Annotated in this window: 10 protein-coding genes and 1 tRNA gene; 5 read left to right on the top strand and 6 right to left on the bottom strand. The window is 72.4% G+C overall.

Annotation, left to right across the window (positions count from 1 at the left end):
• Positions 1-25: 25 nt before the first annotated feature.
• The 3 genes from thrS to AC067M_RS14355 form a co-directional block, all read right to left on the bottom strand.
• On the bottom strand, positions 26-2,002 hold the full coding sequence (gene thrS / locus AC067M_RS14365; protein ID WP_478697308.1) for a threonine--tRNA ligase: 1,977 nt from the start codon (positions 2,000-2,002) through the stop codon (positions 26-28).
• A 91-nt stretch (positions 2,003-2,093) separates the two neighbouring features.
• A complete protein-coding gene (locus AC067M_RS14360; RefSeq protein ID WP_478697307.1) occupies positions 2,094-3,320 on the bottom strand; it encodes a serine/threonine-protein kinase in 1,227 nt (408 codons plus the stop codon).
• Positions 3,317-3,940 (bottom strand): DUF4365 domain-containing protein, encoded by a 624-nt coding sequence (locus tag AC067M_RS14355; RefSeq protein WP_478697306.1) that lies wholly within the window; start codon positions 3,938-3,940, stop codon positions 3,317-3,319. Before AC067M_RS14355 ends, AC067M_RS14360 begins: the two co-directional genes overlap by 4 nt.
• Before the next feature lie 169 nt (positions 3,941-4,109).
• Between AC067M_RS14355 and AC067M_RS14350 the strand changes: the two genes are divergently transcribed.
• Entirely contained in the window at positions 4,110-4,835 is a 726-nt protein-coding gene (locus AC067M_RS14350) for an exonuclease domain-containing protein (RefSeq protein WP_478697305.1), read from the top strand.
• Positions 4,836-4,910: 75 nt separating this feature from the next.
• Here the strand turns inward: AC067M_RS14350 and AC067M_RS14345 are convergent, their stop codons facing one another.
• The 3 genes from AC067M_RS14345 to AC067M_RS14335 form a co-directional block, all read right to left on the bottom strand.
• A complete protein-coding gene (locus AC067M_RS14345; protein ID WP_478697304.1) occupies positions 4,911-6,749 on the bottom strand; it encodes a DUF2207 domain-containing protein in 1,839 nt (612 codons plus the stop codon).
• A gap of 123 nt (positions 6,750-6,872) precedes the next feature.
• Positions 6,873-6,944: transfer RNA gene (locus tag AC067M_RS14340), tRNA-Val, on the bottom strand.
• Between the two features lie 39 nt (positions 6,945-6,983).
• Positions 6,984-7,430 (bottom strand): SRPBCC family protein, encoded by a 447-nt coding sequence (locus AC067M_RS14335; RefSeq protein ID WP_478697303.1) that lies wholly within the window; start codon positions 7,428-7,430, stop codon positions 6,984-6,986.
• A gap of 94 nt (positions 7,431-7,524) precedes the next feature.
• On the opposite strand from AC067M_RS14335, the gene AC067M_RS14330 reads away from it, so the two are divergent.
• The 4 genes from AC067M_RS14330 to AC067M_RS14315 all read left to right on the top strand — a co-directional run bounded on the left by AC067M_RS14330 (position 7,525) and on the right by AC067M_RS14315 (position 13,521).
• Positions 7,525-9,927 carry an SCO7613 C-terminal domain-containing membrane protein gene (locus tag AC067M_RS14330; protein ID WP_478697302.1) on the top strand — a complete coding sequence of 801 codons (2,403 nt, stop codon included), beginning with the start codon at positions 7,525-7,527 and terminating at the stop codon, positions 9,925-9,927.
• 89 nt (positions 9,928-10,016) lie between these two features.
• Positions 10,017-11,735 (top strand): helix-turn-helix domain-containing protein, encoded by a 1,719-nt coding sequence (locus tag AC067M_RS14325; RefSeq protein ID WP_478697301.1) that lies wholly within the window; start codon positions 10,017-10,019, stop codon positions 11,733-11,735.
• 224 nt (positions 11,736-11,959) lie between these two features.
• Positions 11,960-13,303: a type III PLP-dependent enzyme domain-containing protein gene (locus AC067M_RS14320; RefSeq protein WP_478697300.1), complete on the top strand. Its 1,344-nt coding sequence runs from the start codon at positions 11,960-11,962 to the stop codon at positions 13,301-13,303.
• An 11-nt stretch (positions 13,304-13,314) separates the two neighbouring features.
• On the top strand, positions 13,315-13,521 hold the full coding sequence (locus AC067M_RS14315) for a hypothetical protein (protein ID WP_478697299.1): 207 nt from the start codon (positions 13,315-13,317) through the stop codon (positions 13,519-13,521).
• Positions 13,522-13,627: the final 106 nt, after the last annotated feature.

The following is a 13,627-nucleotide window of genomic DNA, read 5'->3' as shown; positions in this document are numbered from 1 at the left end:
CCGAGGGCCCCACCAAGGCTGCTGATCAGACCTGCGTCCGCTCCTCGACGACCTTCGCGATCTTCTCGATGGCCTCGTCGAAGGGGATGCCGTTCTCCTGCGAGCCGTCGCGGTAGCGGAAGGACACCGAGCCGTTCGACATGTCCTCGTCGCCCGCGATGACCATGAAGGGCACCTTCTGCTTCTGGGCGTTGCGGATCTTCTTCTGCATGCGGTCGGAGGAGGAGTCCACCTCGACGCGCAGGCCCTTCCGCTTCGCCGCGGAGGCGAACTTCTCCAGGTACTCGACGTGTCCGTCGCCGATCGGGATGCCGATCGCCTGCACCGGCGCCAGCCACGCCGGGAACGCGCCCGCGTAGTGCTCCAGGAGCACCGCGAAGAACCGCTCGATCGAGCCGAACAGGGCACGGTGGATCATCACCGGGCGCTGCTTGGCGCCGTCCGGACCCGTGTACTCCAGGTCGAAGCGCTCCGGCAGGTTGAAGTCGAGCTGGATCGTCGACATCTGCCAGGTCCGGCCGATGGCGTCCTTGGTCTGGACGGAGATCTTCGGCCCGTAGAAGGCGGCGCCGCCCGGGTCCGGGACCAGGGGCAGGCCCTGCTTCTCGGCCACCTGGCGAAGGGTCTCCGTGGCCTCCTCCCAGACCTCGTCGGAGCCGACGAACTTCTCCGGGTCCTTGGTGGACAGCTCCAGGTAGAAGTCGGTCAGGCCGTAGTCACGCAGCAGGCCGAGGACGAAGGTGAGCGTCTTGTCGAGCTCCTCCGACATCTGCTCGCGGGTGCAGTAGATGTGTGCGTCGTCCTGCGTGAAGCCGCGGGCCCGGGTCAGGCCGTGCACGACACCCGACTTCTCGTACCGGTACACGGTCCCGAACTCGAAGAGCCGCAGCGGCAGTTCACGGTACGAGCGGCCGCGCGCGTCGAAGATCAGGTTGTGCATCGGGCAGTTCATGGGCTTGAGGTAGTAGTCCACGCCCTCGTCGAGCTGCATGGGCGGGTACATGCCGTCGGCGTACCAGTCCAGGTGGCCCGAGGTCTCGAAGAGCTTCCCCTTCGTCGCGTGCGGGGTGTAGACGAACTCGTAGCCCTCCTCCTCGTGGCGGCGCCGCGAGTAGTCCTCCATGACCCGGCGGACGATGCCGCCCTTGGGGTGGAAGACGGCGAGGCCGGAGCCGATCTGCTCCGGGATGGAGAACAGGTCGAGCTCGCTGCCCAGCTTGCGGTGGTCGCGCTTCTCGGCCTCGGCGAGGAAGTCGAGGTACGCCTTCAGCTCGTCCTTGGTCGGCCAGGCGGTGCCATAGATGCGCTGGAGCATCGGGTTCTTCTCGCTGCCGCGCCAGTAGGCGGCCGCGTTGCGCATCAGCTTGAACGCCGGGATGTTCCGGGTGGAGGGCAGGTGGGGACCGCGGCAGAGGTCCTTCCAGCACAGCTCGCCGGTCTTGGCGTCCAGGTTGTCGTAGATCGTCAGCTCACCGGCGCCGACCTCGACGTCCGCGCCGTCGTCGGAGGAGGCCGAGCCCTTGAGGCCGATCAGTTCCAGCTTGTACGGCTCGGCCGACAGCTCCTCGCGGGCGGCGTCGTCGGTGACGACCCGGCGGGCGAACCTCTGGCCCCGCTTCTGGATCTCCTGCATCTTCTTCTCGATGGCCTTGAGATCCTCGGGCGTGAACGGCTTCGCCACGTCGAAGTCGTAGTAGAAGCCGTCCTTGACGGGCGGGCCGATGCCCAGCTTCGCCTCGGGGAAGAGCTCCTGCACGGCCTGCGCCATGACGTGCGCGGTGGAGTGGCGCAGGATGTTCAGGCCGTCCTCGGAGGAGATCTCGACGCCCTCGACCTCGTCGCCTTCCAGGACCACGTACGACAGGTCCTTCAGCTCTCCGGCCACCCGCGCGGCGATGATCGAGCGCTCGCCGGCGAAGAGGTCCGCGGCCGTAGTGCCCGTCGTCACCGTGCGCTCTTCCCGCTCGGAATCGCGTTGGATGATCACACGGACGTCTGACACCGGTCTCTCCTGACTGAAGGTGGAAGCGCACCCTGAACGTATTGCGTACGCAATAGGGGATCGTACCGACCCCGCACCACCCGAGGCGAAATCACTCCCCTTGGCAGGCCTCCTCGAAGAAGGCCGCGATCTCGGAGTTCTCCTGGACCGACTTCATGAGCCGGTCCCGCTCCGCCTCGTCCACCTGCACCGGTACGACGCCGGTGGCGCCGGTGAGCCTGCGGAAGCCGCCCCTGCGCTCCAGCCGCCCCTGCACCTTCACCGGCAGCCCGACGAGGTGCGCGTGCCCGGCGATCCGGTACGCCTCCTCGTCGAGCGTCAGGCGTATGTACGGCACCTCTGCCCCGGCGAGCACCCGCAGCCTGACGGAGCCTTCGCCGCGCGGCCCCGACCTGCGCATCCGTACCACCGCGCCGGTGATCCGCACCGGCACGGACGGCTCCTCGCGCAGATAGCGGGCCCCGGCCTCGCGCAGCACGGGGAGGTCGCCGGGTGAGAACTCGACGGGGTCGGCGGTGGCCGCGCAGTCCTCGGGGACACCGGCGGCGGGCGCCCACTCGACGGCGATCCGGGCGCCCTCGGTGCCCCGTACGAGGGCGATGAGCGCGTCGGTGAGCTCGCGGCTGACGCCGGCCTCGACGGCGCCGTCGAAGGCGTCCATGCCGCCGGTGGCCCGCTGGTAGTCGACGGCCTCGCGGGCGGCGTAGAGGGCCTGTTGGAGGCGGACGGCGAGCGGGCGGCCGGTGGCGACCGGCACGAGGGCCGTGAGGCGGCGGCCGCCGGCCGCGGAGCCGACGAGGACGTCGTCCAGCATCTCGGCGGCGGTCCGCCGGTGGCGGGCGCCGTGATAGCCGGCACGCGCTCGGGTGGCGAGTGCCCCGGCGAGCAACATCTGGCGGGCGGCGGCGCGCAGTTGTTCCTCGACGGACCAGGGCGTGGCCCCGGCGGGCCCGTCCGGGGCGTCCCGCCACCAGTGGATCTCGTCGCTCGGCACGGCCAGCGCGACGAGCACCTCGCGCGCGGAGGGTGTGCCGCTGCGGGACAGGGCGAGGAGTGCCTCGCCGAGCAGGTCGTCGCTGTCGGGGAAGGCGCGGCTCTCGGGCACGAGGAGGCTGGTGCCGCTGCCGCCGGGTCCGGGCGGGGTCCAGCGGCCGTAGCGTCCGGCGGCTCCGCCGCGTCGCTGCCAGCCGTGGCGGCGGAGCAGGGTGCTCAGGACGGCGGGGTCGACGTCTGCGGGCTCGGGGGGACGGTGCCACTGGTCCTCTTCGGGGTGCCCGCGGACCGGCCGGAGTGGTTCGTCGAGGGGGCGGTGGGTCATGGTCTGCCTCCCGTCCCGACCCGCGTCATGATCTCGCACAGGGCCCGGTCGTCGAAGATGCGTGAGGTCGGTATCCGCACGGTGGTCCGGTGCCGGCCGGTGATCGGGTGTCCGGCCAGGTTGACCCAGTAGCAGCAGTGGCGCAGGTCGAGCCGGTCGTGGCCGGCGCGCAGCCACTGGTCCCGGGAGCGGGGGACGATCATCACGACGAGGATCTTGTGCACCGAGACCGGGGTGCGGGCGAGCTTCCTCAGGTGGTCGTTGTCGAGCGTGAAGGAGAAGGACCGGCGAGTAGAGGGGTGCGGGGCCGAAGGCCCCTCGGTTGAGGGTGGTGGTGGGAGACGGGCGGGCGGGTTCGGCGGGAGCTGGTACGTGGCCTTCAGCTGCACCTTGATGGTCACCTCGTCGTCGACGGTGTGCCCGGGGGCGCTGTGGCTGACGTGCCAGTCGATGCCGTTGTCCGGGAACGGCTGGGACAGCGAGCAGCCGGCGGCCGCCGCGACGGCGTGCAGGTAGCCCACCTGAAGTGTCTCCATGCAGGCGGTGGTGGCGAGTGTGCCGCGATGTGGGCCCATGCTCTCGGGCAGCAGCCCGCCCCGCTCGGGCTGCGCTACCGCCATGACGGAACAGCCTTTCCAGCCAGGTGAATCCCCGTGTCGGGCCGCTGAACTGCAAAGACCCGTACTCCTGTTGTGTCCTTCCGGCGTACGGCGCAAACAGCCCGGGTATCACCAAACAGGCAGAAGACGGTGCGTCAGCTGCCGTGGGTGAACGAGGGGTTGTGTTGGTATGACGTGCTGGTACGAGGGCCCTTTGGCCGCGTTCGACACGGAGACGACAGGCGTGGACGTCGAGACCGACCGGATCGTGTCGGCCGCCCTGGTCGTCCAGGACGCAGCGGGCGCCCGGCCTCGGGTGAGCCGCTGGCTGGTGAATCCGGGTGTGCCGGTGCCCGCCGAGGCGACGGCGGTGCACGGGCTGACGGAGGAACATCTGCACCGCAACGGCCGTTGGCCCGCGCCGGTGATGTACGAGATAGCCGAGCTGCTGGCCGAACAGGCCACCGCGGGCCGCCCGCTGGTGGTGATGAACGCGCCGTTCGACCTGACGCTCCTGGACCGCGAGCTGCGGCGGCACCGCGCCTCGTCGCTGAACCGCTGGTTCGAGGCGTCGCCGCTGCTGGTGCTGGACCCGCGGGTGCTGGACAAACACCTGGACCGGTACCGCAAGGGCCGCCGCACACTCACCGACCTGTGTGCGCACTACGGCGTCGCGCTCGACGAGGCGCACGACGCGGCCGCGGACGCGAAGGCCTCGATGGACGTCGTCCGAGCCGTGGGCCGACGCTTCGCGCCCCGCCTCGAACGCCTCTCCCCCGCCGAACTGCACACCCTCCAGGCGGTGTGGCACGCGGCCCAGGCACGCGGCCTGCAGGCGTGGTTCGCTCGCAGCGGCACGGAGGAGACGGTGGACCCGTCGTGGCCGCTGCGCGGGGAGTTGCCGGCGGCGGCGTAGGAAGGAGCAACGCGCGGCAGGCGTGCCTCGGATCACCAGGAGCCGCCACCGAAGCGGCCGTACCTCAGCCGCGGGTCACCAGGAGCCGCCTCCTCCGCCCCCGGAGCCTCCGCCGACGTCTCCCCCGCCACCACCGCCTCCCCCGCCACCGCCGCCACCGCCGCTGGAGGCCGGGGCGGCGCTGGAGGTCAGGGTGGAGGCGACCAGGCCGACGGCCAGGGCGGGCCCGATCCGGGAGGCGAGGGTGGAGCGGGGGCGGGGGGCGGTCGTGGAGTCGGTGACCGTCCGTTCCCAGGAGTGTGTCGCGTCGAGGGCCACGGCCCAAGCCGTGTACAGCTCCATGCGTTCCTCGTCGAGGGGTTCGTCAGCCGGGTGCGCGGACTGGTCGAGGAGGTAACGGCGGAGGGCCTCCACCTGGAGCCAGAGGGCGGCGCCACGGGGGGTGCGGGACTGCAGTTCCCAGCCGCGCAGCCGCAGCGCCAGGCCGGCGCCGACGGCGACCACGCCCACCGCGAGGAGCGGCCATCCGGCCGTGGCCCGGCCTCCGCCGAGCAGCGCTCCGACGATCGTCGCGGCGAATCCGAGCAAGACGGCGAAGGTGCCCTGGATCCGCCCGAGTTCGGCGCGCCTCACGGTGGCCGCTTCCCACAGGCCGCTGTCCTTCTGCCACTGGGTCAGCCTGCGGGCGAGGGTCTCCCAGGCCGACGCGAACTGCGGGTCGTACGCGCCCAGGACGAACCTGTCCCGTCCGGCGAAAATGCTGCCGAGGACGACCCGAGCGTCCGGGTCCACCGGTGCGTCGCCGGCGTCACGGCGTTTCAGCGTCGGACACCGGTCCTCTCCCTCGATCGTGATGTGGCCGTCGATGGCCGCGCCGAGCAGCCAGGCCGCCCGATGACGGTTCTCGACGTTCTCGTCGAGCAGGATCCCGCCCTGTGCCGGGGTCAGACCCTCCGGAGGAAGCGGAGACGGGGCGAGCGAGGCGGCGAGCCGGTCGACGTTGACACGCCGGGTGCGGCCGGGCGTTCCGTCGGGCCCTTCCTCGACGAGCCGGTCGCGCCCCGCGAGACGCAGCAGCCGGATCGTGCCGGCGGCGCAGGCCAGCGCGAGCACGAGCGCGGCCAGGGCTACCCACATGGGGTGTGCCACGGTCGTGCCGACGGCCTTCCCCGAGGGCGGCGCGGGCAGTTCGGGCCCGGCACCGGCCAAGGCCTGTCCACGGGAGGCGTAGAGGGTGACGCCCTCCTTCCCTTTGAGCTTGTCGAGCGTGACCCCGAGGTGGCCGGGCGCTTCCCTGTCGGCCGTGCAGGCGTGCTCGGAGCCGTCGGTGCCCCGCACACAGCGGGTGCCGGTGAGGTCGTAGGGGGCCGCGATGTGGATCTCCACGTCGGAGCGGTCGACCCGCCATCCGGTACCGACCGCGTCCCAGGCGAGTTTGCCGTCCTTGACGACGTCCGTGAGCGTGTACTGGATGCGGTAGCGGTGCACTCCGGTGATGGCGCGGTCCGGGTCGCCCACCTGGATGCGGGTGGCGATCTTCCGCTGGCCGTCCGGTGCCTCGTAGCGGTCGCCGACCGTGAGTTCCCATGGAACCCGGCCGCCGTCCAGGGTGGCGACGACCTTGGCGGTGTCCTCGTCGTAGGCCAGGTCCGGCAGGTCGCGGAAGATGCCGTGCCGACTGTCGGCGGGGTGTCCGAAGTCGTAGTCGATGACCTCGGTGACGCGGACGCTGCCGTCCTCGGCGACCTCGGCACCGACCCACATCGTGTTGACCCGCTCCTCGTTCCCGGTCGCCCAGAAGAGGGCGACCACTCCGCCGAGCAGCAGGGTGGTGAAGAGGATTTTGAACGGACCGCGGTTCCTGCGCCGTCGGGTCGGCGCCCCAAAGGGAGTGCTCTTGCTGCTCTTTGCCACGCTCAACGCAGTGCCCCCCGTCCCACCACGGGAACCCCACCTGCCCGTGAAGATCGGAAGGGTAACCGGCCGCGGGCATACACAAAGAGCCGGTCCGCGGAATGCGGACCGGCTCTTTCCCGGTGGGCGATACTGGGTTCGAACCAGTGACCTCTTCGGTGTGAACGAAGCGCTCTCCCACTGAGCTAATCGCCCGGGAACGGACTGAACAATACAGGTCCCCGCGCGTTTCCTTCAAACCGCTTGCAGATACGCGGCCAGGCCCCGCCGCCCGGCGCGCATCATCAGCCGGTGGTTGACGCGGAAGACCGGCCGCCCGGGGACGGCGAACCTCCTGAGCAGCGGCTTGTTGACGTCGACGACCTGCTCGTAGCGGGCGAGGGTGCCGGTTCCGGCCGGGGTGACCGTCCAGCGTGCCCAGCCGTCGAGGTCGCCGGACATGGCGATCTGCAGAACACCCGCCGCGGGCTCGCGGCGCACTTCGCGCGCGGTGAAGGTCATGTCGTACGGCAGGAGTGAGCGGATGCGGATGACGCCGGTGGTGTCGTCGAGCCGGGTCACTTCGCGGACCTGGCGCCACCAGCGGGGGTAGTCCTCGGCGCGCTCCAGCGCGTCGTACACGTCGGCGGGGCGTGCGGGCAGGGTCCACAGGCTGCGGAAGCGGTAGTGCGTCCAGTCCATGGGCAGAGTCTGCCCGTACCCGGGCGGGTATCTGAGTACGTTCTGAGTACGCACACTCATGCCTGGTGACGTGACCGAGGACACACTCCGAGGCATGACGCACATTCCGCCTCCGGCCGAGGAGCTGCGGCTCCTCGACGCCGAGCTGTGGCAACTGGACGCCCGCCGAGTCCAGTTGCTGGCTCGCCGTGCCTGGCTGGTCGCCCACCTCCAGCCGCCGCGGCCGGCTCCTTTCTCCCCCTCGGCCGCCACCGGACCCACCCCCGAGACCTCCGCCCCGCGTGTGCAGAACGTGCTGCTCCTGCTCGGCGGCGTGCTGCTCACCATCGCCGCCATGGCCTTCACGCTGGTCAGCTGGGGGCACATGGATATCGCCGGGCGCGCCCTGGTGCTCGGCACGGTCACGGCGGTCGCGCTCGCCGCGCCGGTGCCGCTGCTGCTGCGCGGGCTGCGCTCGACCGCCGAGTCGGTGGCGGGCCTCGGACTCGCGCTGACGGTGCTGGACGCCTACGCCCTGCACGAGGCCGCGCTCACGGACGCCGACGGCATGGCGTACACGGCGTGCGCGGCGGCGGTGTTGGCGCTGCTGTGGACCGGGTACGGGCTCGGGCTCGGCGCGGTGACTGCCGTACAGCCCGCGGCGGAGGCCACCGCGCTTCCCCGCCCGGCGGGGCTTCGGCTTCCTCTGCCCTTCGCGCTGGTGGCGGCCCAACTGCCGCTCCCGCTCTGGGCGATCGCGGCCTCCTGGGGGACGTACGGCGTGGCGGCCGCCCTTCTGGTGACGGCCGGGTTCGACACCGCTGTGGCGCTCCTGCGTACGACGACCGCCAAGTCCGTGCGCTTCACCGCCGCCGTCGGGGCGTACGGCCTGGGCGGTGGGGGCGTGTTGGCGGCCGGCTGGCTGTCCTGGACAGCGGCCGGTCCGGGCGCCGCCGCCCGTGCGGCGGCGCTCCTGGTCCTCGCGGCGGCGACCGCCCTGGTCGCCGCGTGCCGGCCGGCGAAGCCGGTCGTGGCGACCGGTCACGCGCTGGCGGGCGGTGTGCTGCTGGTCGCGGCGTTCGGTGCCGTCCTCAGCGTGGTCCTGCCCGACGGCTGGGCGGTGCCCGCCCATCTGGCTTGCGGTGTCGCGCTGTTGGCGGCGATACGCAATCCGCTGCCCGAGCCCGTGCGGCGCGGCCTCGCCTGGGCCTCCGGCTCGGTGCAGGCGTTGGCGCTGCTCTGGGCGGTGCCGTTGGCCACCGTCACGCTGCTGGGTCCGGTCGGCTGGGTCGAGCGGCCCTGGTCGGGTGCGCCGTCGGACGCCCGTGCCGCGGTGACCGTGCACACGCCGTGGCCGCCTCACCCGGTGCAGGCTGTGCTCGTCCTGGTGGCCGTCGCCGCTGTGCTCGCCCTGGTGGTCCGGAACGCGGCCTGGCGTCCGAGGGCGCTGACCGGCGTGCTGGTCCTGGCCTGGGCCGCGTGCGTGGCCCTCCCGGCGGTCTTCGAACTCCCCTACGTGGCAGCTCTGTTGACACTGGGCGTCATCACTGCGGCAACCGCCTTCCTGCCCTCGCCCTGGACCGCCACCGCCCTCACCCTGGCTACCTCGCTCAACCTCGCCTTCCTCTCGTTGGCCGCGCAGAGCGCGACCCTGACCGTGTTGTCGGCCCTGACCGCCCTCTTCGTGACGGTGTCGGGGCGGCCTCGGCTCACGCCGGTCATGGCCCCGGCCGCGCTCGCCCACGCCGCCGCGCTCGCCTGCGCGACGGGCGCGGCGGCGGACTGGCAGCCGCAGTACACCGCCCTGCTGGTCCTCGTGGTCCCCGGTGCGGCGGCCCTGCTCGCCGCGCGCCTCGGTGGCTCCGCCGCCACCGTGTCGGTGGAGGCGACGGGCGCCGCCGCCGGACTGCTCGCCGTGGCCCTCGCGGTCACCGACCTGCCGATGCTGGCCCTGGTGCTGGCCCTGTGCGGAGTGATCACGGCGGGCACGGCGGTCCGTGCCGAGCGCCGGCCGGTCGGATACGCGGCCGCCGCCCTGTTCCTGCTGGCCACCTGGGTCAGGCTCGCCGCCTGGGACGTCACCGTCCCGGAGGCGTACACGCTCCCGGTGACCGTCCCGGCCCTGCTCGTCGGCGCGCTGCGCCGCCGCCGCGACCCGCGGGCCTCGTCCTGGACGGCGTACGCCCCGGGGCTCGCCGCCACGCTCGCGCCGAGCCTCGTCGCGGCCTGGGGCGACCAGCACTGGACGCGGCCGCTCCTGCTGGGCGCGGCCGCCCTGCTGGTGACGCTGGTGGGCGCCCGGAACCGGCTGCGCGCTCCCCTGGTGCTGGGCGGTTCGGCGCTGGTCCTGGACGCGGTGCACGAACTGGCCCCGTACCTGGTCCAGGTCGCCGACGCCCTCCCCCGCTGGGTGCCGCCGGCGCTCGCCGGGCTCCTGCTGCTCGCCCTCGGTGCGACGTACGAGCAGCGCCTCCGGGACGTCCGGCGGGTGCGGGATGTGCTGGGAAGGATGAACTAGCGCGGGGGCGACCGGTTTTGGCCCGCATCGACTGCGGGCCTCGACCGTGATGTCGTACGTTTTCCGGATCGGCCACCGAGCGTGGTGGCGTGTGTACGCTCCTGGCTCCGGTGCCGGACCGGGCGGGGCGCGAGACGGGGGGCGACGTGACGGACCTGGGGGTTGCGGTCGGTGGGGACGCGGGCGGCGAGACACGGGTGACGTTGGAGCGGCTGCTCTCCGTCGTGGGGGTGGGCGCAGTGGAATTGCACTCGGCGCCCGAGGGGCTGGGCACCACGGTCACCGGCGTGAACGTGCTGGACCTCCTGGAGCCGGTGGTCAGACCGCGGGAGCTGCTGCTCGCGGTGGGCGTCGATCCGCGCTCGGCCCAGGCGGTCGACGTCGTGCGCCGGGCGGGCGAGTCGGGTGCGGCGGGCGTGGTGTTCGGACCGGGCCGGCCCGAGCCCGCCGCGGGAGCCCTTCAGACGGCCGCCGAGGAGGGCGGTACGGCGTTGCTGTTCCGTACCGCCTGGTGCACCTGGGCCCATCTGGTGGGTGTGCTGCGGGCGGGGCTGGCCTCGGCGGGCGTGCCGCCGATGGCCGGGCTCGGCGGGCCGCGCCTCGGGGATCTCAACTCGCTGGCCGACGCCGTGGCGGCCCTGGTGGGCGGCGCGGTGACCATCGAGGACACCGAGTCCCGGGTGCTGGCCTACTCCTCCACCGAGGAGAACGTGGACGAGCAGCGCCGGCTGACCATCCTCGGTCGCCGTGTCCCGCCATGGCGGGTGGCCGCGATGCGTGAGGCCGGGTTCTTCCAGGCGCTGTGGGCGGGGGACGACGTACTGCACCGGCCGGCGCACGGGCAGAACCCGGAGCGTCTGGTGGGCGCCGTGCGGGCGGGCGGGGAGGCGCTCGGGTCGATCTGGGTGGCCGCGGTGGCCGGTCGGCCGCTGGCACCCAACGCCTCCGAGACCCTGCGCGCGGCGGCCAGGACCGCCGCCGCCCATCTGCTGCACCACCGCACCCACAGTTCGGACGACCGTCTCGTCGAGGACGCGGCTCGCGCGCTGCTGGAGGACCGCGGATCCGTCGAGGTGCTCGCGGAACGGGCCTCGCTGCCGGCGCGGGAGCCGTGTGCGGTCCTGGCCGTCGGCACCGGGACCGCGGATCACGGGGACGACGATCCGTCGGGACTGCACGGGCTGCTGACCCTGCACTGCGCCGCTTACGGACACCGCGCGGTGGTCGTCCCGGCGGGCGGCAGGATCCTGGTGCTGCTGAGTGCCCTGGACCGCGATCCCGGCCAGGCCGAGAGCCAGGTGACCCGGCTGGGGGAATCGCTGGCGCACCAGTTGTCGGCCACCCTCGGCAGGCCGCTGAAGGTCGGGCTCGGCGATGTGGCCCTCGGGCTGGCGCGGGCGCCCGAGTCGCGCCGGTCGGCCGAGCTCGCCCTCAGGGCGCTCACCGAGGCCGCGGGGTCGCGCACGGTCGCCCGGACCGGGGACGTCGCGGACACGGTCGGCATCCTGCACGTCGTCGGCGCCCTGCGCGGGGTGGACCTGCCGCCGCAGACCTCGGTCGCCCGGCTGAGGGTTTTCGACGCGGAGCACAGCGGCAGTTGTCTGGTGGAGACCCTGCGCGCCTATCTCGACCACTTCGGCGACGTGTCCGCCGCCTCCCGCGCGCTGAACGTGCACTCCAACAGCCTGCGCTACCGGCTGCGGCGCATCACCCAGGTGTCGGGGCTGGACCTGGAGGACCCCGACGCCCGTCTGCTGGCCCAGTTGCAGTTGCGCCTGAGCGACGAGGGCGACGACACGCGCGTCTGAGCGGCCGGACCGGCCGCTCGTCGGCCTCCACCATCAAAAGGCCACTTCTTCGTCGAAGCGCACAACGGCCAGACCTGGCAGGGCAGTTGTTTGCTCCGGACCGCCGTGAGGCAGGCCCGCGGCTTTCACGACTCGACGAAGACGCCCTCCCGGTGCGCACAGCAGCCTGGTACTGCGCCCCGGAAGGTCCCGGGCGCTGCGCAGACCACCCAGGAAGGCTCACCATGACCGGACTGACCCCTGCCGCCGAGCGGCGCGAGCGGATCCTTCAGGAAGCAGTACGGCAGGGACTGCTGGACCCCGAACGAGCCCTGCTGGCCGCCTTCGTCGACCTGGACGGTGTCACCGCGACGGTCGAGTCCCTGCACCGCGCCTTTCCCTCCACTGCGTCCTCGCCGCCCGTCCTGCACGCCTTCGCCGCCAAGGCCAACAGCCTGGTGCCGGTGCTGGCGGAGCTGCGACGGCTCGGCATGGGCTGCGAGGTGGCCACCGCGGGTGAACTGGCCCGCGCCCTGGCCGCCGGCTTCGCGCCGGAGCGGATCGTCTTCGACTCGCCGGCCAAGACGGAGGCCGAACTCCGGCGCGCCCTGGACCTGGGTGTGACGATCAACGCGGACAACTACCAGGAACTCGCCAGGATCGACCGGGCACTCGGCGGCCGCGTCCCGGTGTCGAGGATCGGTGTGCGCGTCAACTCCCAGCTCGGCGGCGGCAGCATCGCCGCGATGAGCACGGCCACCAGCACCTCCAAGTTCGGCGTCCCGCTGGCGGACCCGGGCAGCAGGCGGGAGCTGCTGCGCGCCTACCACGACCGCCCGTGGCTCACCTGGGTGCACACGCACGCCGGTTCGCAGGGCTGCCCGCTCGACCTCATGGCACGGGGGGTCGCGCAGGCCGTGGCGTTCGCCGAGGAGGTCAACGCCTCACTGGGGCGGCGCCAGGTCGTCGGCATCGACATCGGCGGCGGGCTGCCCGTCAACTTCGCCGACGACGAGACCACACCGTCCTTCGACATGTACGTGGATCAACTGCGTGCCCACGCGCCCGCGTTGTTCTCCGAGCCCGTCGGGTTCTCCGGTGGGTACGAGATCGTCACCGAGTTCGGGCGTTCCGTCCTCGCCAAGAACGGTTTCATCGCCGCGTACGTCGAGTACACCAAGAGCGTGGGCGGCCGGCCGATCGCGGTCACCCACGCCGGTGTGCAGGTGGCCACCCGGACCGTGTTCAATCCCGACGCCTGGCCGCTGCGGATCGAGGCGCACGACGCAAGCGGCAGGACCAAGCGGGGCGGACCGGTCCGCCAGGACATCGCGGGGCCCGCCTGCTTCGCCGGCGACCTGCTGGCGCGCGACCGCGCGTTGCCGCTGCTGGAGCCCGGCGACATCGTCGCCGTCCCGGACACGGGCGCCTACTACTTCTCGACGCCGTTCCACTACAACAGCCTGCCCGAACCGGCTGTGCACGGGGTTCGCACGAGCGGTGACGGCGGTGTCGTCTTCGAGCTCCTGCGTCCCGAGCAGGACCCGTGGGACGTACCCGTGCACGAGCCCGCTCTCGGAGTCAGGTAAGGAGCATCGAGGTGGCACAGGCCAACCGTCGGCGGTCCGGCCGGGACGGGCCGCTCCTCACTCAGCGCGCCGCCATCGTCTTCCTGCTGGCAGCCCTGGTCGGCATCGGTGCCACTGTTCTCTCGGCGCTGGCCGGCAACGCGTGGCCCGTCGCGGTGAGCGTCGGAGGAGGGGTGGTTGCCCCGGCCGTGCTGTTCTTCCACCAGATCATCGACTAGGGGGCTTCTCGTTTGGATCAGGCCGGGCTCGCGGGGTCCGGCAGGATCCAAACGAAAGACCCTAGGGCTGCACGAGCGGAGTCCGTGCACGTCACGGACTCCGCTC

The organism is Streptomyces sp. NPDC043427 (assembly GCF_056436655.1).
Note: the sequence above shows the minus strand (reverse complement) of the source record. Positions and strands in the feature narration are given on the sequence as shown.